The 19,644-nt window shown below is 68.8% G+C and carries 18 protein-coding genes and 1 pseudogene; 4 read left to right on the top strand and 15 right to left on the bottom strand.

Going from position 1 to position 19,644, the window contains the following annotated elements:
- Positions 1-671 precede the first annotated feature (671 nt).
- From DMB42_RS41685 to DMB42_RS41665, 5 genes are all read right to left on the bottom strand, one after another.
- Positions 672-1,520 (bottom strand): hypothetical protein, encoded by an 849-nt coding sequence (locus DMB42_RS41685; RefSeq protein WP_125644773.1) that lies wholly within the window; start codon positions 1,518-1,520, stop codon positions 672-674.
- A 1-nt stretch (position 1,521) separates the two neighbouring features.
- Positions 1,522-2,022, bottom strand: a complete 501-nt coding sequence (locus tag DMB42_RS41680) for a phage tail protein (protein ID WP_125644771.1) — start codon at positions 2,020-2,022, stop codon at positions 1,522-1,524.
- Positions 2,023-2,049: 27 nt separating this feature from the next.
- Positions 2,050-4,224: a phage tail sheath C-terminal domain-containing protein gene (locus DMB42_RS41675; RefSeq protein WP_125644769.1), complete on the bottom strand. Its 2,175-nt coding sequence runs from the start codon at positions 4,222-4,224 to the stop codon at positions 2,050-2,052.
- Positions 4,225-4,454: 230 nt separating this feature from the next.
- Complete coding sequence (locus DMB42_RS41670; RefSeq protein ID WP_125644767.1) at positions 4,455-5,357, bottom strand: glycoside hydrolase family 16 protein; 903 nt, start codon at positions 5,355-5,357, stop codon at positions 4,455-4,457.
- A 238-nt stretch (positions 5,358-5,595) separates the two neighbouring features.
- A complete protein-coding gene (locus DMB42_RS41665) occupies positions 5,596-6,261 on the bottom strand; it encodes a tyrosine-type recombinase/integrase (protein WP_125644765.1) in 666 nt (221 codons plus the stop codon).
- Between the two features lie 125 nt (positions 6,262-6,386).
- Between DMB42_RS41665 and DMB42_RS41660 the strand changes: the two genes are divergently transcribed.
- Positions 6,387-7,325: a hypothetical protein gene (locus DMB42_RS41660; RefSeq protein ID WP_125644764.1), complete on the top strand. Its 939-nt coding sequence runs from the start codon at positions 6,387-6,389 to the stop codon at positions 7,323-7,325.
- 484 nt (positions 7,326-7,809) lie between these two features.
- Here the strand turns inward: DMB42_RS41660 and DMB42_RS41655 are convergent, their stop codons facing one another.
- The 7 genes from DMB42_RS41655 to DMB42_RS41635 all read right to left on the bottom strand — a co-directional run bounded on the left by DMB42_RS41655 (position 7,810) and on the right by DMB42_RS41635 (position 13,147).
- Positions 7,810-8,376 carry a DUF4291 domain-containing protein gene (locus DMB42_RS41655; RefSeq protein ID WP_125644762.1) on the bottom strand — a complete coding sequence of 189 codons (567 nt, stop codon included), beginning with the start codon at positions 8,374-8,376 and terminating at the stop codon, positions 7,810-7,812.
- 425 nt (positions 8,377-8,801) lie between these two features.
- A complete protein-coding gene (locus tag DMB42_RS41650) occupies positions 8,802-9,470 on the bottom strand; it encodes an alpha/beta hydrolase-fold protein (protein ID WP_260478248.1) in 669 nt (222 codons plus the stop codon).
- 146 nt (positions 9,471-9,616) lie between these two features.
- The gene (locus DMB42_RS55500) at positions 9,617-9,766 is read right to left on the bottom strand and encodes a hypothetical protein (RefSeq protein ID WP_260478247.1); all 150 of its coding nucleotides are present in this window, start codon (positions 9,764-9,766) and stop codon (positions 9,617-9,619) included.
- Between the two features lie 133 nt (positions 9,767-9,899).
- The gene (locus tag DMB42_RS41645; RefSeq protein WP_125644760.1) at positions 9,900-10,310 is read right to left on the bottom strand and encodes a RidA family protein; all 411 of its coding nucleotides are present in this window, start codon (positions 10,308-10,310) and stop codon (positions 9,900-9,902) included.
- A gap of 315 nt (positions 10,311-10,625) precedes the next feature.
- The gene (locus DMB42_RS56155; protein WP_185845143.1) at positions 10,626-10,769 is read right to left on the bottom strand and encodes a hypothetical protein; all 144 of its coding nucleotides are present in this window, start codon (positions 10,767-10,769) and stop codon (positions 10,626-10,628) included.
- Positions 10,766-12,190, bottom strand: a complete 1,425-nt coding sequence (locus DMB42_RS41640; protein WP_221762582.1) for an FAD-binding oxidoreductase — start codon at positions 12,188-12,190, stop codon at positions 10,766-10,768. Before DMB42_RS41640 ends, DMB42_RS56155 begins: the two co-directional genes overlap by 4 nt.
- A gap of 51 nt (positions 12,191-12,241) precedes the next feature.
- Positions 12,242-13,147 carry an LLM class flavin-dependent oxidoreductase gene (locus DMB42_RS41635; RefSeq protein WP_185845142.1) on the bottom strand — a complete coding sequence of 302 codons (906 nt, stop codon included), beginning with the start codon at positions 13,145-13,147 and terminating at the stop codon, positions 12,242-12,244.
- Positions 13,148-13,240: 93 nt separating this feature from the next.
- Between DMB42_RS41635 and DMB42_RS53745 the strand changes: the two genes are divergently transcribed.
- Positions 13,241-13,381 (top strand): hypothetical protein, encoded by a 141-nt coding sequence (locus DMB42_RS53745; protein WP_185845141.1) that lies wholly within the window; start codon positions 13,241-13,243, stop codon positions 13,379-13,381.
- A gap of 12 nt (positions 13,382-13,393) precedes the next feature.
- On the opposite strand, the gene DMB42_RS41630 is transcribed toward DMB42_RS53745, so the two are convergent.
- Positions 13,394-16,486 (bottom strand): bifunctional cytochrome P450/NADPH--P450 reductase, encoded by a 3,093-nt coding sequence (locus DMB42_RS41630; protein ID WP_125644756.1) that lies wholly within the window; start codon positions 16,484-16,486, stop codon positions 13,394-13,396.
- Between the two features lie 166 nt (positions 16,487-16,652).
- On the opposite strand from DMB42_RS41630, the gene DMB42_RS41625 reads away from it, so the two are divergent.
- Positions 16,653-17,240: a TetR/AcrR family transcriptional regulator gene (locus tag DMB42_RS41625; protein ID WP_185845140.1), complete on the top strand. Its 588-nt coding sequence runs from the start codon at positions 16,653-16,655 to the stop codon at positions 17,238-17,240.
- Between the two features lie 336 nt (positions 17,241-17,576).
- Here DMB42_RS41625 and DMB42_RS41620 read toward each other — a convergent pair whose 3' ends face one another.
- Positions 17,577-18,353, bottom strand: coding sequence for a class I SAM-dependent methyltransferase (locus DMB42_RS41620; RefSeq protein ID WP_125644752.1), 777 nt, complete (start codon positions 18,351-18,353; stop codon positions 17,577-17,579).
- 103 nt (positions 18,354-18,456) lie between these two features.
- Here DMB42_RS41620 and DMB42_RS41615 point away from each other — a divergent pair, with 103 nt between their 5' ends.
- A complete protein-coding gene (locus DMB42_RS41615) occupies positions 18,457-18,777 on the top strand; it encodes a GNAT family N-acetyltransferase (RefSeq protein ID WP_125644750.1) in 321 nt (106 codons plus the stop codon).
- 758 nt (positions 18,778-19,535) lie between these two features.
- Here the strand turns inward: DMB42_RS41615 and DMB42_RS41610 are convergent.
- Positions 19,536-19,644 (bottom strand): annotated as a pseudogene (locus tag DMB42_RS41610) (IS5/IS1182 family transposase); the annotation flags it as partial.

Here is a 19,644-nt window from a genome sequence, read left to right as displayed (position 1 = left end):
GCTGACCCGACGAACCGGCGGTCGATCCCGGGCGATCCCCGGCGGCACCCGCCATCAGCGCCGACGGAGACCCCGCACAAGTCCCAGAAGCGTCCGGCACGACATGACTCACCGGCCCAGCCGGCGCGATGCTGAGAACCGGTTCGTCCCGGGCTTCGGAAGCCGAGGCGTCCGTGAGCGCGGGCGTCGAAACCTGCTCGTACGATCCGCTTGTCCGGCCTTCCCGCATGGTGGGGGTGCTGGTTGACGGGGGTTCCGGAGCAGGCGCGGCCGGGTGTGGTCCGGCGGAGATCGCCGGGACGGGGAGGGGGCGTTCCGCAGGTCTGCCGGCGTGCTCATCGGCGAGTCTTGGCAGCGGCGCTTCACCGGTGATCGCGAGCCCAGCGGAGGAAGGCTCGATCGCTCCCGCGCCAGAGGGCAGGGGGCGAGGAAGGGCGGCTTGCCAGGACAGCGTGGGACGTCCCACGGGCACGGAGAGAAGGGGGCGCTGAGGAGCGGCGGCGAGATGGCGCCCCGGCAGCGGCCGTAGATAGGTGAAGGTGAGGCCGGGAGTGGCGCGCGCGAAGGTGACCCGCACCCCGGCGTGCTCGGGCTGACCGAGCAGCAGGCGGACGGTGGCACGATGCGGGAAACGCCGTGCCCCACCGGTCAGCGTGTCCCGCAGGTATCTCTCAGGCGCCACCGTTCAGCACCTCGATCGTCTCGGAGAGCACGTCGATGTAGGTGCGCCTTCGCTCACGCGTCATCTCCATGATCTCCCGCTCGCTCCAGTGGTAGTGGTAGGCGAGGTAGTGCACCTCGTGATAGAGCTGCTCCCCCTCGATACGCAGGTCGCCGAGGAAGAAGCGCTGGACGTCGAACGGCGCGAGGAAGGTCCGCCGGCACTCCGCGCACTCGGCCTGCATGGTCTGCTCCACCCGGGGCGCCAGTTCGGCCATCCGTGCCTCGATCGCGGCCCGGTCCGCCGCGGGGAGCGCCGACACCCGCGCCCGGTCCGGCGGTCCGTCGGTGCCCAGTCGCAGCAGGCAGCGGGTGAGAAGCCGGGTCGTCGCCTCGGCCTCGTCGTGCGCCAGCAACTCGGCCAGCTCCTCCTGGTCCCCGCCGTTCGGCAGCCGGAACGTCACCTCCGTTCCGCCGAGCCACAGGGTGTACGTCGCGGCCCGCTCCCGAGCCTCCTCCACCGGCACCTGATCCAGGGAGAACGTGAGGGACACCCGCTGGCCACAGTCGGGCCACGGGCAGACGAGGTCCGCTCTGACCAGGTCGCCGAAGGTGCGGCGGCGCAGCTGGAGCAGCAGGTAGTGCCGGTCGGCCACCAGCAGTTCCCGGGCGATCGCCGGTGTCACCGGGCCGAGGCCGCCCAGCCGCCGCACGCAACGGCTGAGCACCTCGGTCACCAGCCTGGCGCTCTGCCCCGGCCCGGAGAGCAGCTCCTCCTCGTGCCCGGTCAGCGCCGTCAGCTCGAAGTCGCGGTGCAGGCGTCCGCCGGCGCCCCAGTAACCTCCCGGAAGGAGGTCCACGTCAGGTCTCCTTGGGCTCGGCCACGGCGGTGTCCCGCACCCAGCCTTCGTTCTCCAGCTTGATGGTGGAGATCATCACGGCGCTTGTGCTCGCGTCCAGCTGCGGCAGCGCCTGGTACTCCGAGACCCAGCAGCGGAACACGTTGTAGGCGAGGACCTTCGCCCCCTGATGGTTGTAGATCTCGATGGTGATGTCCTTGCGGAAGCTCGCCAGCGACATCGCCGGATCACCCTGGAAATTGTTGACCTTGTTCGCCCAGTCCTCGAAGGCCGTGTCGTGCGTGACCCCGGATTCCAGGGTGATCGCGTCGTACTTGGACTTGCCCGGGATCTGCCGCGGCCCGCTGGCGTCGCCCGCCTCGTGCCAAGTGGTGACCTCTGTCGTACGTTTCAGCGCGCTGCATTTGTTGAGCGCGGCCACGTACTGACCGTCCCATTTGATTTTGAATTTGTAACCGAGGTAAGGATCGAACCGCGTGGAGTTGACGGTAAACCTAGCCATGTGCCCACCTTCTACCGGCGCCGGGTCCTATGCCGACGCCATTCCCGCCTTCTGGCTGATCTTCACGATGACGAATTCCGCCGGCTTCAGCGGCGCGAAACCGACCAGCACGTTGACCACGCCGGCGTCGATGTCGGCCTGCGTGGTCGTCTCCCCGTCACACTTGACGAAGAAGCCCTCGGAGAGGGTGGCGCCCTGAAAGGCGCCCTGCCGGAAGAGAGTGGTCATGAAGGAGCCGATGCTGAGCCGGAGTTGCGACCACAACGGCTCGTCGTTGGGCTCGAACACCGCCCATTGGATGCCGTTGTAGATGCTGACCCGCAGCATGATCGCGGTGCGCCGCACCGGCACGTAGCGCCAGGAGGAGTCCGAGGTGACCGTACGCGCGCCGAAGGCGACCACGCCGGTGCCGGGGAATCGGCGGATGACGTTCACTCCGATGGGGTTCAGGGTGCCGTGCTGGACGTCGTTGAGCTCGACGCCGAGGCCGACGACCCCGTTGAGCCCGGCATCGGTCCCGGCGGGGGCCCGCCACACCCCGCGTGCGGCGTCGATGCGGGCGTAGAGCCCCGCGACGTAACCGGTGGGCGGCAGCAGGATCGGCTCGCGTGACCTTCCGGCCGGGTCCAGCGCCTTGACCCACGGGAAGTACAGCGCTCCGTAGGAATTGACGCCGGTCAGGCTGTTGCGGAAGTCAGCGGCCTTATCCGCGTCGAGAGTCGCCTGGTCGGTCTCGCCGAGGAAGAAGACGTCCTGCAGCGGCCGGTTGGCGCAGTAGCCCATTCCCGCGCTGACCATCGTGGTACTGGCCTCGCCCGGCACGGCGAGCAGGCTGAAATCCGTGACGGAGTCGAGCTGACCGAACGCGGTGATGAAACTCTGCTCGGCGGGCTTCGTACCGTCAAAGCCCGGTGTCGCCGCCAGAACCGTGTCGTCCTCTGCCGCGTCGCCCACCTGTACCACAGCCGCTGTGACCGGCCTGCGTATCGCAATGCCGTTCTCGGACCTGCCTTTGTTGCCTGGGCCGAGTTTGAGGTTGGTGGTGGCCGACGACTCCTTGGCGGGCTGAACACGTACCGACGAAGTGGCCGAGGTCGTGCCTGAGATGAGGACGAGCTCCCCGTCCTCGCCGACCTTGCACTCGAAATCGGTGAAGGCTTCGACCGGCGTGCTGTTCCTTCGCCTGGTGCGGTACAGGAAACCCACGGCCTGCTGGAGCTTCTCGGCCACGGCGGCCGCGTCGGTGAGCTCGGCGACGTCGTCGGGGAGCTGCACCAGCTGGAAACCGTCGTTGTCGATGTCGATCTCGAAGTTGCGGTCGGTCTTCAGCGGGAGCTTCGGCTTGCCGCCACCGCGGTGCCTTCCCCGCTGCACGTCCGCCTCGCCCGCTGTCACCTTGGCGCCGATGAGTGCCGAGTCCCTGTTCAGCACAGTGGTCACGTAGTTGGGGGCGTCGGGGTCGACGCTGAGGTTGTCGAACGTCTCCAACGGCGCCTGGTCGTTGGCGTCCTCGAGAATCAGGGCGGGGTCGGCCTGGCGGCGGACGGTCACCTTGAACTCGTTGCCCGGGTCCAGGTTGCCGTCCTCGATCTGCAGGAGCAGCGAGTTGCCCCAGACGCCCTTGCTCTTGGCCCAGAACCGCACACCCGACGTGCCGGTGTCCTGCTGGATCGAAGACGTGCCCTTGTGGGCGGCGGACTCGTCGTGCTGGTCGGTGGACGCGGTCTGGGCTGTGAGGCGCGAGCCGGAGTTCGGAGCAGCCCTGTTGCGCAGGGTGACGTCGGCTGCGACGGCGTCGCCGGGGACGACTCGCACGATGTAACACTGGCGGCCACCGTTGTTGAAGTACTGGAGCACGCTGTGCGCCAGAAATCCGTCGCTGAGAAAAGTGCCGTAGCGACGCTGGAACTCCATCCAGCTGGTGACACGGGTGGCCTCGGCCGGGCCCATCTCGGCCAGCCCGACGAAGGCCGCGGTCGAGGTGCCGGCGACCTCGAGAGGCCGGACTCCGCTGGGTGTCTCCTGCAGATATACACCGGGATAGGACGGGGTCGGCATCATCGCCTCCTGTCGTCGCCGCATGGCACGGCTTGGAATCGTCTCGACGCCGAGAAGCCTCGACCGCCGAGCCTGTCGATGCCTGTCGATCCGGATGCTGTCGGTGACTGCGACGATCAGTGGCCGACCGGCGTCTGGCACCACAGCGCTCCATTGATGACGGGCATCACACGCCAGCTTGGCCTGAGGGGACCACCGCGTCGCCGCGAGGAAGAAGTTGCCTGGTCGCAGTGTCGAGCATGCTCATTCGGGCGCGCGATCGTCAACAAACGCGCCGGAGATGAAGTGCCCCGTTTTCGTCATCATCTGACCAGGTCATGATGTATGTCGGTGTCTTCAGGCCGCAGGCTTCGACCCCCCGGCGCGAGACCTGCCTACTCGGACGGAGAGGGAACGGTGTCACGGAAATCGATCCCCGCAGCACGGAAGCCGGCAACTCTGTTCCGTACGTCGGCGGGGGAGACCGTCTCGCCCTTGCTGTGATAGATCCAGTCCACCTGCAGCCGGTAGGTCCGCGGGCTCGAGCCGCCGTCCAGATCCGCGAACCACTGATTGAACTGGATGCGCATGAGCTGCTCCGGATAGTAGATGCCGCCGTGGTCGGCGAAGAGGCGGCCATCCACGTAGTACTTCATGCGTCCGTCGGAGACCTGGATCATCAAGTCGTGCCAACCGGCGAAGCTTGCCCGTTCTGTGGTTTGGGTTCTCACCGCGTCCCACGGTTCGGCCTGGTAGGTCTCCCAGCTCGTGGCGTACAGTCTCGTGTCCCGCGCCCCCCATCCGCCGTTCGGCAGGTACTCGAAGTCCAGTTCGCTGTAGTCGGGATCCTTGTCCTTCCGCAGCGGGGTGATGGTGAAGAAGGCCTGCACCACGTGCCCGCCGTCAGGGCCGCTCACGGGCGTGTCGCTGAAGCGCACCCTGGAGGCGTACGTGCCCTCGCGAAAGCGTTGACGCGTGGTGAAGAGGGCAGCCTGCACGGTGCCGGCGGCGGTCCCGTTCGTGACGGAGTCGAGCGTCAGGAGGCCGTCGGGGAAGCTGACGGCCGACGGCGACCAGCTCACGCCTGGCATGCCGGGTCCGCCGCGGCCGGAGCGGACGGTCCAGCCGCGCATGGCGAGCAGCGGATCCGATGCGCCGGAGTAGGTGAAGTCGTCGAAGAGAACCCCGGTCGAGTCCGCTGCCATGGGGCCTGGTCCGGCGTTGGTGTGGAGGCACCAGGCGGGGCTGACGGCGGCGGCGACGAGCAACCCGAAGCGGAGCATCTGACCGACACCCATCAATCCCCCGATTGTCGCCGGACGTAGTCAGCACACTCCGTAATGTTATCAATTGTCCGTGGAGCCGCCGAGGCCTCCAACGCGTACGTCAGAACAGCCGGTCACGGCGGATCCTCAAGGTCGAGGACGGACGCCGCTGCTGATCCTTCTCACGTCGTGGCGTCAGGTCGCTGCTGCGCGGGCGTGGTGGCGGCCTGCTCGATGCGTTTGGCGAGGATGTCGCGCACCGCCTGGGGGTTCATCTGCCAGGGGCGACCGTCGGGGGCGGTGCGTACCGTCCCGCCGCGCGTGAGACGAGGGAACAGCGGGCCACGGCGGCTGCCGCGGCAGGCGAGCCACGCCTCCAGGCGGCGGGCGGCGGGCGGCGGGCGGCGAAGGAATTGACGGGGATGCGGCGCTGGTTGTCGCCCTTGCCGATGACGATGAGCATGCGCCGGGCCCGGTCGTAGTCGGCGTACTGCAGGGCGACCAGTTCGGCGCGGCGCAGGCCGCAGGAATCCAGGACGGCGATGATGGCCGCGTCGCGGAGCCCGGAGCCGGCGACGGCACCGGACGGGGAACGGTCGGCGTCGCAGGCGGCGATGAGGGCGCCGATGACGGTGTCCGGGACGTGCTGGCCGGCCGGCTCCCGGTAACCGCCGAACGGGGCCAGGGCCACGGCGCGCTGGTGGTCGTCCGTGCTGAGCAGGCCGAGCTTCCAGGCTTCCTTGAGCACGCCGCGTAGTGCGGCCAAGTGTTTGTTCCGGTAGGCCGGTGACCAGTCCATCTGGTCGATCTGCTCGCGGATCCAGGCGGTGTGCTCGTAGCGCAGATGGTGCCAGGGCTGCCCCTGGCCGGAGACCGTGGCGTTGTCGAGTCGGTCGCCGGTGAGCATGCGGGCGACGTGGTCCAGGCAGATCCGCATGGCGCGCCGGGAGTCGGCACTGCCCAGGCGTCCCAGATAGAGCAGGTACGGGTCCCGTGCGGGAGCGACCGCGACGGCCGCCGGCGCGAGTCCGGCGACGGGGGCAGCCGGGCACCGACGAGCCCATGCGGGGCGGGCGCGGCCACACCCGCGACTGCCCGGCCCTGGCCACCGACGATGTGCTGCGGCAGTGCGCCCGGCCCGGCTGCGGCCGAGCCAAGCCCGACCGTGAACCTGGCAAGGGCGGCCGCCCCAGCAAGTACTGCTGCAAGCTGTGCGGCAACGAGGCCAGCCGAGCCGCCGACAGCGCCCACGCCGACCGCCAGACGGCCGTGCAGGAACGCGACGCGGCCCTGCACGCCCAGCGGGAAGCCCTCAACGCCCAGCACACCGCCGAGGAGCACCGCGACCGCATCCACGCCGAAGCCCGCGCCGACGCCGAACGCCTCGGCGTCCAGATCGGCAACCTCACCACCCGGCTGAACGACGAGCAGCTCGTGACCACCCGCCAGGCCGAGCAGCTCAGCGGCCTGGCCGCAGACCTGTCGCGCGCCCAGGCTTTGGCCGAGGAACGCGCCGCAGCCCTGGCCGAACGCGCCCTGGCCCTGGTCGAACGCGACCGTCAGCTGGACCAGGCCGACGCCGCGGCCGAGCAGGCACGAGCCGAAACCCGCGCGGCTCGCGACACCCTGTCCGACAGCCGCCGCCGCTTCGAGGAGGAACGCGACCAGCTACGAACCCAGCACGACCAGGCCCGCCTGGGCCAGGCCACGGCCGAAACCCGCCTGGAGATGGCCGAACGCGAACTGCGGATCCTGCGCCACCAGCTCGCCGCAGCTCAGGCGGCCACCGGACTGGTCGTGCCACCGCTGGCCGACGTCGAGGGACGGCCCGGCGTGCGGCTGCCTGGTGGCGCCTTCGACGCTGTCACCCTCCGGGATGGCGTGGTGGTGCTGCACCACGCCGAGGGCGCCATTCCCCTCGGCGACGCCTCCCAGTCCCCTGCGCAGGCCCGAGCGCTGAGCGCCGCCCTCCAGGCCGCCCTCGCCCCACCACCGGCCTGACGCGCACAGCCCGCCCGGCTCCGCTGATGCCTCTCGATCACGTTCATGAGCTCGGTCCCCTCCGGGGCCGGCGAATCCAACGGGCGGCGCCTTCAGTCCGGACAAGGCCGAGCAGATGATCGGCGACCGTCGGACGGCCCGCCATCTGGACCAGCCGCGCTGGAGCACCGCCCGGCCCGGCGGGCCGAGCCCGATGCCGAAGCCGCACACGGCCCGGCCATGACGCCAGAACGGGCGGACCCGCCGGACGACGTGCTCGCCCCCACCACGGTGCGGGGTGCCGGCGCGAGCACCGGCACCCCGCCGCCGGCGGCGCCGCTGGTGGGGCTACCAGCGCCTCCGTCGTTGCACTCGGCTTTGCTGCCGCGCCGACATCGGCGGCCTCGGGGGTTCGCTCCACTCCCCCATGGTCGTACGCCATGGTCACCGTGAAAGGACTCGTAGTGTCTCAGGCGCGGGCGACTTGTCCCTCGCCAGTCGGCCGTCATCTGCCCGGGGAAAGGAGGCTTTCCAGCGCCCGCGGCAGTGGATACACCCGCTCAGCGGGAAATAGCCGCTGAGCTTTGGAAGCGTGCCCGGCCTGGGTCAATACGGTGACCTTGCGGACCTGGGGGGTGAGGTCGGTGAGGCTGACGATCCAGTCGTCGGTGAATGTGCGGATCAGATTGCGGCCGATGCCGACCTGGATGCTGTAGTGGTTCAGTGCCGCTCCGCGCAACGAGCGTTCCGGGTCCCACTGGACATGGACGGCTGCCTGGGTGACAGCTGACGGATCCGCGGTCGTGAGCACGGCCTGGGACAGAGCTTCCTCCCAGCCCTGCCGGGTCATCCGCACCGCGAGAACACGCTCTTGACCGGATTTGCGGGCCCAGTTGCTGCGATGCATGAGCCACAGGAATGAGGGCTTGATCCATGTCATCCTGTGAAATGAGAACGGCGCAACGAAGCGGCCCGCTCGCAGCGCCGCGTCGGCTATGGCCGGCGCGTATGCCTGGTAGACCACGATCGTGTCAGCATCGTAGTCTGCGCGGATCTGGTACTGAGGTGCCATGCGTTGCACCCTGCCATCCGGCGCACTCGCATCGCGAAACCTTTTCCTCCGCCCTCGGCCGAGGCGAATGTGCTGATCAAAGTGTCATGAGCCCCGAACGGCGTGGCTCGCCGTCCCGAGGGCCTTCCTGACGCAACTTTCTCTCGTGCGAAATCGATCATTTCTGAGACACCCCGCAGCCATAGTCCTGCTCCCAGACGGCAAGCGCCGCTACACCGTCCAGCAGATCGCCGACCGGCTCGGCGTCGAATGCCACCGCCACCTCGATGCCGACAAGCCGGTCTCGGCGTAGGAGGGCCACGGTGCTGCCCCCGATCACCTACTACGGCGGCCAGGCCAGGCCGGCCGACGAGATCGCCGTCATGCTCCCCGCGCACAGCCAACGACCTGGACCGCGTCCCACGAGCTGGCGCGGTCGCCTCCTGTCAGGTGGCGGCGGTCGGGGCGAGCATTCTGCTCAGCCAGGTGATCGCGAGGGGGTAGCGGTGCTCGATTCCGCCGTGTGCGCCGTCGAACAGTTCGAAGTGGATCCGCTCGTCCGGCACTCCGGCCGCGGCTGCGGCCCGCCGGAATGCCATCGCTCCGGCGTCGAGGTGGTACTCGTCCCGGTCGCCGGCGTCGATCCACAGGGCGCGCATCGAGCCCAGCGCCTCGGCGTACTCGGGCTGCACGGCCATGACCACCGGGTCCCAGGCGAGCCAGCGCCGCCAGACGTCGGGGACGATCGCCCCGAACTCGTCGAACGGCAGGTATACGGTGCCGTCCTCGTCGGCCGAGTAGGCCGCGGCGTAGGCGTACACCTCGATGAGTTCCAGGTCACTTGGCTTGAGACCGCCGACGCGGCCGCGGAAGTCGGCGAGGAAGTTCCCGTACGATCCGCCGTATTCGTTGCGCAGCGCCCGGAACCGTTCGGGCAGTTCGGGCAGTTCGGCCCGGTAGCCGGTCTCGAAGTGCGCGTCACCGGTGTGGGTGGCGAGGGCGCCGAACACGTCGGGCCTCAGCATGGGGGTGACCATGGCGGCGTACCCGCCGGAGGACTTGCCGGCGATCGCCCGGTGGTCGCGGTCGGGGACGGTCCGGTAGTTCGCGTCCACCCACGGCACCACTTCCTCGCACAGGAAGGTGTGGTACCGGCCGGTGGCCGGGGAGTCGAGGTACTGGCTGCCGCCGAGTGAGGTCCAGGTGTCGAAGTAGACGACGATGGCCGGCTGCGCCTCCTCCGTGGCGAACGCCGCGTCGATCAGTTGAGGACCATCCCGACGTGGCCGCTGTAGCCGGGTGACCAGGAGATCGTCGGGTAGCGGCGGCCCGGCTCGTCGTCGTAGCCGGGCGGCACGTACACCAGCAGCGGCCGTTCGACCGGGTCACCGAGCGGGTTGCCGCGCAGCACCGTGCTGCCGACCAGTGCTCGATCCGACCGGCGAGATCGGCCGACCAGGGCGACATCAACATCCTCCAGACGGGTTGGAGATCACGCGGTCGGCCGGACATCCTTCGCGAAGCCGTATGGAGGTGTCGTCACCTCAGGAGTCGAGCACAGCGGCGATGGCTTCGATCTCCACGAGTTGATCTTCATAGCCCAGCACTGTGACGCCCATCAATGTGCTGGGAACGTCGTGATCACCGAAGAAGGTTCGGACCACCTCCCAGGCGGCCCCCAGGTCCTGCTGCCTGCTGGACGCCACGAGAACCCTGGTGCTGATGACGTCATGCAGGGACGCACCGGAGTCCGTCAGGGCGGTCTGCATGTTTTCGAGGGCTTTCGCTGCCTGACCTGCGTAGTCTCCAACCGCCGCCGTGGATCCGTCCTTGTTCAGCGGGCAGGCTCCGGCAAGGAAGATCAGGCGAGATCCGGCGGGTGCCGTGGCCGCGTAGGCGTACTCGGCGACGTCGGACAAGGAGGACGAGCGGATCAACGTAACTGCATGGCCCATGGTGGTTTCCCTTCGGATCAGGCAAGAACGTGGCCACCATGTCAAAGGATCTTTCGTTACGCCACAGGTTTATCTGGCCTGGGAGCCTTGCCGCTGCGCTTGTTGTTCAGCCGGTTCGGCGGGGTTTGACGCCTCCTTGTGGTGGGTGAGGCGGGCGTATGCCTCGCCGGTGGCCAGGACGCGTCCCACGTCTGCTCGACCAGCCGGAGCCGCCCGTCTCCTCGGTGCACACCCGGTGGTGTACGCCGTCGGCAACCTCCTGGAGGGAGTCGGTGACGGGCCCGTGAGACGGCGCGCGATGGCGCTGCGGTGGGCCTATGGGTACGAGCGATTGACGACGAGGCGGTAGCGGCCGGACTCGGTGCGACGGCTGAAGCGGCCGCCGGCGGTGACCCGGTCGGTGAAGGCTGCCGGGGTCCGCTTCAGCTCCTCGGTGGGCGTGTCGACCGCGTTCATCATCGGCTCCCTCCGCCCGCCGGTGGAATGTTGTGGTTGAAGCGGAACATGTTGCCGGGGTCGTGGGCCGTCTTGACGGCGACCAGCCGCTCGTACGCCTGCGGGGTGAACGCCTGGCGCACGTCCTCCGGGTCGGTGTGGGCGACGCCCGCCATGAAGTTGAGCATGCGCGTCCCGCTGTTCCATGGGGCGAGGGTCTTGATGACCCGGTCGTGCCCGGCGTGTACGGCCTGGTCCTCGCCGATGCCGAGGACACCGGCGGAGTACAGCTGGAACTGGGCGGTGGTGTGCGCGACCGCGTTGGGCAGGCGCGGCGGACGGGCGAGGGCGCCACCGAGATGACGGATCTCGATGCCGACCGCGCTGTCCGACCCGGGGCCCACCAGCGCCAGGATCGCCTCGACGGCGTCATGGTCGAGGTGGGTGAGCTGGAAGGAGTTGATGTGGTACGAGCCGGGCGTCGGCGGATCGTTGTGGATGGTGCCGACCTCGGTGTACGGGATGTCGGTGACCGTGTCGAGCAGCGGCGTGGCGATCTCGCGCAGCGGCTTGACCAGCGGGGCGCCGTCCTGCGGCGAGCCGAGGTAGCTCAGGCGCAGGTGCATGGCGAAACGCCCGCGCAACTCCTCGGGGGCCTCGGGCACATCGGGCCAGGGCATCATGAAGAAGGAGGAGCTGAGCTCGTCGGGCACCTCGGTGACCCAGGTGCGGTAGAAGTGCAGCACGTCACGGATCGACTCGGCCGGGAAGTACAGGCCGCCGCCGTAGATCCGCGACACCTCCACCAGTTCCACCTCAAGTGAGGTGACCACGCCGAAGTTGCCCTTGCCGCCGCGCAGCGCCCAGAACAGGTCGGTGTTCTCCTCCTCCGAGGCTGTGCGCAGTTCGCCGTCGGCGGTGACGACCTCGATGGTGCGGACGTGGTCGGCGGCGTAACCGTAGCGGCGGGCCAGGACGCCGATGCCGCCGCCCAGCGTGTAGGAGACGGCGCCGACGAACGGCGCCGAGCCGTTCAGCGGGGCCAGGCCGTGGCGGGCGGCGGACGGGATGACCTCCCGCCACAGCGCGCCCGCCTCCAGTCGCACGGTGCGGCGTTCGGGGTCGATCCGGTGGCCGTCCATACGCCGTGTGGAGATGAGCAGGGCCCCGTCGGCGGGCAAGCCCACGCCGTGGCCGGTGGCCTGTACGCCGACGCCCAGGCCGTGGTCGCGGGCGAAGCGCACCGCGGCCACCACGTCATCGGCGCCCGCCGCGGCGACGATGACGGCCGGGTGGTGTACGACGGAGCGGTCGAAGCCGTCCGCCTCCTCGGCGTACCCCGGGTCGCCGGGAAGGAAGACCGGGCCCTTGACGCTGTCGGCGAGTGCCATCACCGCCCCGGCGGTCAGGGCGGGGCCACCCGTCGGCTGGGTCTGCTCGATCACTGGCGTGTCCTCACGTGTCGTCGTTCAGGTGGTCGCTTCGGCCGGTCCAGGTCAGCCCGTGGTGAACTCGAAGGTCGGGTTCCGCCGGGCCCCCACCCGCTCCAGCGCCTCGGCCAGCAGGTGGACCTGGTCCAGAGAGCTGCTGGCCGGGTAGAGCACCAGATCGTCGACGCCCGCGTCCGACAACGCGATCAGCTCCTTGAGCAGGCGCTCGTCGGAGTCGAGCGAGTCGGCGCGGACCGACTCGTAGTACGGCGACTCCTTGGAGCCGTAGTAGTGGGCCACGTACTCGTCGGTGAGCTGGACGGCCTCGGGACCGCAGCAGAAGTAGCGGCCGGTGAGGATGTGCGGCTTGCCTGGCCGGCCGGCCTTGGCCCATGCCTCGGTGGCGCCTTGGACGCCGTTCACCAGCAGGTCCAGGCTCAGCGTGGGCGCCACCCAGCCGTCGCCGAAGCGGGCGGCGCGGGCATGGCCCGCGGGGATCAGGCCCCCGATGAGCAGCTTGGGACGGCCCTTGCCGGGCAGCGGGGTGGGGCCGGAGATGCTGGTGACCTCCCCGTCCCAGACGCGCCGCATTTCGGTCAGGGTGTCGTCGAAGATCTTGCCGTGGCCCTTGTCGGGGGCACCGCTGAGGGTGAAGTCGTCCGGCCAGCCCCCGATGCCCAGGCCCGCCGTGAGCCGGCCCTGCGAGATCAGGTCGATGGTGGCGAGCTGCTTGGCGAACAGGATCGGGTTGCCCCGCCAGCCGACGTTCAGCACGCTGGTGAACAGCTGGACGCGCTCGGTCACCGCCGCGGCGATGCCGAGGGAGACCAGCGGGTCAAGGATGTCGTAGACCAGGCGGTCGATGGATCCCAGGGAGTGGAAGCCGAGGCGCTCGCTGTCCTGCGCCCACTGCTTGACCTCCCGCGCAGGACGTCCGGGCACGGCGTTCGGCAGACCAATTCCAATATTCACAAGCACTCCGTCTCAACCAGATCTCACTACGGGCACAACGATTCGGACAGTCCGTTTCCGGCCGTCCTCGTGCGCCCGCCGAGGCGCACAGCCGTGACGATATTCAGCGAGATCGGCATCGGTCTTGTACGGATCGGACACGCTCCGGGGACCTCCCACCTGACCACCACCGGACAGGCGCCCGCCGATCGGGACCGCGACCTGGCGGGCCGCTCGACCATCTCCGCGCTGTGATCACCGTCCAGGTCAGGCGAAGACGTCCTGCTGGTAGCGCCCCTCGGCCTCCAGCCCGTGCAGCCATGCCTCGCCATCGCCGCCGGTCCGCTCGGCGTAGATCGTCGCCAGCGTCTGCCGTACCGCAGGAGCCATGCGCAGCCCGTCACCGCAGACATAGACGTGCGCCCCGCGTCCCAGCAGCTCCCAGACGCGGTCCGCCTCGGCCGCCACCGCGTCCTGCACGAAGCGGTGCCCGGCGAGTGCGGAGAAGGCGGTGTGCACCCGTACTATCCCGGCCGCCTCCCACGCCTGGACCTCGTCCCGGTAGAGCCAGTCGTGGGAGGGATGGCGGCAGCCGTAGAAGAGCTCGGCACCGCCTCCGGTCAGCGCCCGTTCCTCCAGGAAGCCGCGGAGCGGGGCGAAGCCCGTGCCCGGCCCGATCAGGATCACCGGCGTCTCGGGGTCGTCGGGCAGGCGGAAGGGCGGACCGGGCACCCGGATGTAGCCGTAGAAGACGTCGCCGGGCTGGAGCGAGGCGAGGTAGGCCGAGCACATGCCACGGTAGTCGCCGCTACCCGACCAGGCCTCGCCCTCGACCAGCCCGACCGTGATCCGCACCTGGCCGGGCGAGGCCAGCGGCGAGGAGGAGATCGAGTAGTAGCGCGGCCGGATGGGCCCGGCCAGCTCCAGGAAGACCGGCAGCGGGAGCGTGAGCGCGGGGAAGCGTTCCAGCAGCGCGAGCACCGAGACTCGCTTGGCCAGGATCTCCTCGGCGTAGTCCACCGCGTCGAGCTGCCCGCGAGTCCAGGGGCACTCGGTGTGCTCGGCCAGCCTCGCCAGGTCGGCGCGGGTGGCGACCTGCTGCAGCTCGGCGAACTCCGACAACAGCAGCCCGGCCGTCACGGGGGTGCCGACCGGCAGGTGGGTGTTGCCGCGGGCGTGCAGCCGTACGACCTGCTCGCGCGGCACCCGCAGGGTCCGCAGCGCCCACTCCACCAGCCCGGGATCGTTCTTGGCGAAGATGGCCACATGGTCGCCCGCGGTGTAGGTGACCCCTTCGGGCAGCGTGGCCACGATCGAGCGCACTCCCGGTCTGGGCGCCTCCAGCGAGAAGTCCCACAATCCGGTCGGATCGCCGGTCAGCTCCTCGTTGGCCACCACGGTCAGCGGCACGGCTTGCGCGGAGACGATGGCGGGCCGGACGTCGGCCTCGGTCAGGACCTCCATGTCGTAGCGCGGGCCGGCGTCGGCGGAGGTCGCGCCGTACTCCTTGGCCAGAGCCGCCCACAGCTTGGCCGTCCACGCCGAGACGTCCCCGTCGAAGTCGCCGTCGGCGTCGGCCTCGCCGCGCTCGACCAGCGGTACGGCTCCCGCCCCGACCAGCTTGCCGAAGGCCCGCCGGGGGAAGCCCTGGTACGTCGGCCATGTGGTGTTGCCGACGCCGAGCAGCGCCAGCCGTACCCCCTCGAAGCCGCTGATCCCGGCGGCGTCGAAGGCCTGCGCGTTGTCGGGGGCCTTGCCGTTGTAGGTGGAGGTGACCACGACCAGCGCGCCGCCCGACGGTGCCTGAAGCTCGTCCAGGCTGGTGAGGGTCACGGTGAATCCGGACCGCCCGGCCCGCTCCGCCAGCCGCTCGGCGATGTCGGCCGAGGTGCCGAGGTTCGAGCCGTACGCCACGGTGAGCGCCACGCCGGAGACGGCGACCGTGGACTCCTCGACCTGCTCGGTGACCTCCGGGGTGAAATGCCCTCTTTCATGATGCTTGCGGGCCCGAACCTGGATGGTGAAGGCCTCCGGCTTGAGCGTGAGCGTCTGCTTGACCTTCATGCGGTAGGCGTCGCGGTCGGAGATCGCGAAGCGCCGCAGGAGCATGGCCAGGGCCAGCCGAGCCTCGGCCAGGGCGAACTGCCGCCCGATGCAGGCGCGCTCGCCGTTGCCGAACGGCTTGTAGGCGCTCGGATGGTGCTCCTTCTTGCGCTCGGGCAGCCAGCGGTCGATGTCGAACTCCTCGGGCCGCTCCCAGGCCTTGGGGTGGCGATGCAGTGGCTCCAGCAGGATCACCACGTTGCGGCCGGCGGGCACGTCGAAGGGGCCGAGTGTGGTGTCGTGGCGGGCCTTGACGGCGAAGGCGGGGATCGGGGACCAGATTCGCAGGGTCTCGTCCAGGACGCGCGGGATCACGTCCAGCTTCATGATCGTCTCGTAGGTCGGCGCGGTGTCGCCCGGCAGCAGGCGGTCGACCTCGGCGTAGGCCTGGGCCAGCGCATGCGGGTTGCGCAGCAGGTTGTACAGCGCGAAGGAGAGCAGCCCGCTGGTGGTCTCGTGCCCGGCGATGAGGAAGGTCAGCACCTGGTTGCGGATGTTCTCGTCCGACAGCCGCTCACCGGTCCTGGGATCGGCGGCCTCCAGCATCAGGCCGAGCAGGTCACCGGTCCCCTTGCCGCCCGATTCGCGGCGGCGGCGGATGACGTCGTCGACCAGCTCCTGCATGAGCGCGATGTCGGCCCGGTACGCCGCTTCCTGTTTCCTCTTCAGGCTGGTGACCAACGGCAGCCGGCCGTTGCGCAGCATCGCCTCGGTCAGCGAGCGTCCCATCGCCTGCAGAAAGGGGTGGAGCTCGGATGACTGGAAGGAGTTGAACCGGTAGTCGAACCCGGTCAGGGAGATCACGTCCAGGGTCAGCCGGGTCATGTCGTCGGCGACGCTGAGGTCCTCGCCCTGCCGGCGCTCCCAAGAGGCGATCAGCTCCTCGCAGATCTCCAGCATCTGCGGAAAGTACGCCTTCATCGAGCGCCGGCTGAAGGCGGGCATCAGGATGCGGTGCGCGTGTCCCCAGACCGGCTCGTCCTCACGGGCGGTGAACAGGCCATCGCCGGCGAAGTCGCGCACGACCGCCAGCGCCCGTTCGATCGGCTTGTAGAAGCGGCTCTCGTCGCACGCCTCGGCGACCAGATCGGGGTCGGAGACGAACAACACGGTACGGCCCAGCAGGTCGAGCTGGAAGACGCCCTCCTTGTAGTGCCGGGCCAGCTCGGACAGGTAGGCGTTGGGCGCGTCCTTGGGGATCTGTAGCGCGTTGCCGAACACGGGCAGGCCCTTGGGGCCATCGATGGTCGCTGACATGCGTCCCTCCTCAGGGCGTTATATTGACCTCGGGTCAGTAATAGTGACCCGAGGTCAATATGTCAAGGGCCGCCGGTGCCGGACGCCGGGCGGCTTGTCAGCCCCGCTCCCCCTGAGATCCGGAGTGGTATCGGATGCGGCTCTGAAGGCCGGTTACCCTGGTGCGATGGTTAGCTCTAGGAGCCGGCGCCGCCTCTCCCCCGAGGCCAGGCGCGGCGAACTGATCGATGCCGCCATCCGGCTCCTGGACTCCGGACAGGACGTGACCAACTGGGTTCAGGCCGTCACCGCCGAAGCTGACGCCGCCAAGGGCACGTTCTACGTCTACTTCTCCTCATGGGAGGAGATGCTCGTCGCGGTACGCAACCGCGTGCTGCGTGACTACGTGGACCGGTTCCAACGGCTCACCGAATCCACCGAGCCGATCGACTGGTGGGCTACCCTCGACGCCGAATGCGCCGCGGCCATCGAGGCCATCGCCAGGCAGGGCGGGCTCCACGCCGCGGTCTTCCACTCCAACTCCGCGCTCGGGACCATGAACGAAGGGCAGCAGGACACCGTCGCCGCCATCGCCAAGGCATTGCACCGAGGCATGGACGAGGGCGCGTTCCGCCCGGTGGACCCGCATATCGCGGCCACGATCCTGTTCAGCGTCCTGCACAGCGCCGCGGACGCGATCGCCACCGGAGAGCAATCACAACGCTGGCTGGCGGTCGTCCACGACCTCACCCGCCACTGGCTCGCACCACCATGAGACAGCAGTGACACGGGCACTCCACCTGCCTCGTGGATCCGTCTCGATCGTTGCGGCCCTCCGGTCGGATTCGGGCGACCGTGCCGTTCCACGCCGCGGGTCAGCAGGTTCTCGGCCCGTGACCGACTGAGACCGGCGGTGGACGCGGCACCTGCCGGCGCACCAGCAGGCGAACGTACGGTGAGATCGGGAATGCCGCGATGTCACCCGCATGATTGGGCAAGGTGATCAGCATGAGCTGCGCCGCTCGGGGCTCATGACACGGTTCTTACCGGCGCCCTTTCTAGTGCTGTATCAGGCAACGTTTGCCCCGGGGCTGAACGGTGGGGCAGTGCGCTATGTGCGGGTGGCCTCGAAGGTCCAGATGTCGTCTGCCGCGGTTGGTGCGCTGCCTGCCCGGTACCCGCCATGGACGACGACGTTGGTGAAGCCCGCCTGGTGCAGCATGGCTGTGAACTCGGACAGTCCGAACCACAGCAGGGAGAAGATCTGGAGCTCGGTGCGCGTCAGGGCGCCGTCCTTCCAGGCTTCGTAGCGCATCCAGCGAGTGACGCGCTGGGCCACCGGGTCCACGTGTGTGCGCCAGGTGGTGAGGGTGAGGAGATCGCTGCCGTTCCATTGGTGGGGGACGGGTCCGGTATCCGGGGCTGTGTCGGTAGAGGGCGGTTCAATGTCGACGATCAGCCGGCCCGCCGGCGCCAGGTTGTCGTGCATGGCGGTGAGCGCGGTCTGCGCGCTGTCACGGTCGGCAAGCAGGGCGAAGGAGCCGGTGGGGATCACGATCGCTTCGAAGGCTCCGGGGTTGTGGTGCGTGGTCATGTCGCCCTCGAACACGTCGGCCTTCAGGCCTCGCCGGGCACAGTTGGCGCGGCACTGCTCCAGCATGGAGGCCGAGGTGTCGTAGCCGCGCACGGTCAGTCCCTGTTCGAGCAGGGGGATCAGGATTCTGCCGGTGCCCACGGCCGGCTCCAGGACGGTGCCGGTCACGTGCCGCAGACGGTCGGCGTAGAACTCGACGTCTCCGAAGGAGGTGCCGACAGGCTTGTCGAGTTCGTAGAACAGGGTTGCCAGCGGTCCGTAATGCCAGGCGGTGTTGTCGAAGCCGGTGTTCATGCGTTCCTTCGGTGGCGCTCAGGTCTGATGAGAGTGCTCTGTCCAGGTATTCCGCGCACATACTGCTACGCCGCCGCCGGGAAAGACCAGCGAGTATGCGGCCATGGCCGCCCCGGTGCCTTACGTGAGATCGATGATGACGAGGGGCAAAGGCTCGGCGACGGACTGCCGCTTCGGCCCCACCCTGGCCGACGACTACCAGGGGAGGGGGGTGGGAACGCAGATCTTCCCGCTCCTCGCGGACGTCGCACAGCATTTCGGCAGAAAGAGAATCATCCTGTTCGGCGGCGTTCTCGCCGACAACCCACGTGCCCTTCGCTACTACAAGAAGCACGGCTTCCAACTGGTCGGCTCCTTCACCAGGAGGGACGGCGCACAGTCGTTCGACATGATCCTGGACCTCCATCCGCCATCAGGCCAGTGACGCCTTCGCCCAAGCTTCGATGGCACACGCTCAACCTTCGCCGGCGCAGGCCATGGGCGTTTCCCGTGGTATGCGAAGGACCTGGCACAAACAAGCGCTGCTCCGAAGGTCTCAAGCCCACGGCAGCGGGCGGTACTGCTGCCATCGAGACCAGCTCCACGACAGGAAGACCCAGGAGGATTCGCAAGGGAGCGCCTTGATCGAACTGGGCGCTGGAGACGTCGCGCCGGCCGGTGTTCTCCAAGCAGAGGCTCATCAGTCGCGGATTGTGCAGCTCACGCTTGCCAAGGCGGATATGCAGCACGTTGCTTGAGACGTTGCGCTGATGACGCTGGACCGGCGAGGAGGAGCTGAAGGAGTACACCAGGCGGCGCTTGGGGAAGGCAGCGCGGCGCGTTGCATAGACCCCTGCAACCCCGACGCCAGCACCGACGACGACTCCCGCAGCTGCCCAGAACGTCTCAGAGGACCAGAAGGGACCGGTGTCGGCCGCAATGTCCATCGTGATGGCCAGAGTGGGGGTCATACGAGTGATCTGAGCAGGCCCGCAACATCAACATCTTCTACTTCAGAGAGGGCACCAACGTAGCCACCCACCGCCAAAGGAGGGCCACGCCCTGAGCCATCGTCGCGTCATCGGCTGTCACCGCGGCCAGGAGAAGGCGTCAACGCCAGGGCCGTCATGTAGCAAAAGCTCACCGCACACGCCAGGTGCTTGCCTACGAGTCTCGAGGCGCCGCTAGGAGCTGTTTCTTGGATCAGGTCCGGAGCCAGATGACCAGGGCGGCCAGGGTGACGGTGCCGAGGAAGATGTAGGCGCGCTTGTCATAGCGCGTGGCCACGGCCCGGAAGTTCTTCAGCCGGTTG

It is taken from the genome of Nonomuraea sp. WAC 01424, from assembly GCF_003947315.1.
GTDB classification, from domain to species: Bacteria; Actinomycetota; Actinomycetes; order Streptosporangiales; family Streptosporangiaceae; genus Nonomuraea; species Nonomuraea spiralis.
The sequence above is the reverse complement of the archived record's forward strand: the minus strand, read 5'-3'. Positions and strand labels throughout refer to the sequence as shown.

Coding starts and splice junctions, on each gene's coding strand:
- DMB42_RS41620 (WP_125644752.1), bottom strand. CDS start 18,353: ATGAACACCGGCTTCGACAACACCGCCTGGCATTACGGACCGCTGGCA.
- DMB42_RS56155 (WP_185845143.1), bottom strand. CDS start 10,769: ATGATGAACGCGGTCGACACGCCCACCGAGGAGCTGAAGCGGACCCCG.
- DMB42_RS41645 (WP_125644760.1), bottom strand. CDS start 10,310: ATGGGCCATGCAGTTACGTTGATCCGCTCGTCCTCCTTGTCCGACGTC.
- DMB42_RS41655 (WP_125644762.1), bottom strand. CDS start 8,376: ATGGCACCTCAGTACCAGATCCGCGCAGACTACGATGCTGACACGATC.
- DMB42_RS41630 (WP_125644756.1), bottom strand. CDS start 16,486: ATGTCAGCGACCATCGATGGCCCCAAGGGCCTGCCCGTGTTCGGCAAC.
- DMB42_RS41665 (WP_125644765.1), bottom strand. CDS start 6,261: ATGCGGATCTGCCTGGACCACGTCGCCCGCATGCTCACCGGCGACCGA.
- DMB42_RS41670 (WP_125644767.1), bottom strand. CDS start 5,357: ATGGGTGTCGGTCAGATGCTCCGCTTCGGGTTGCTCGTCGCCGCCGCC.
- DMB42_RS41680 (WP_125644771.1), bottom strand. CDS start 2,022: ATGGCTAGGTTTACCGTCAACTCCACGCGGTTCGATCCTTACCTCGGT.
- DMB42_RS41615 (WP_125644750.1), top strand. CDS start 18,457: ATGGCCGCCCCGGTGCCTTACGTGAGATCGATGATGACGAGGGGCAAA.
- DMB42_RS41625 (WP_185845140.1), top strand. CDS start 16,653: ATGGTTAGCTCTAGGAGCCGGCGCCGCCTCTCCCCCGAGGCCAGGCGC.
- DMB42_RS41660 (WP_125644764.1), top strand. CDS start 6,387: ATGCGGGGCGGGCGCGGCCACACCCGCGACTGCCCGGCCCTGGCCACC.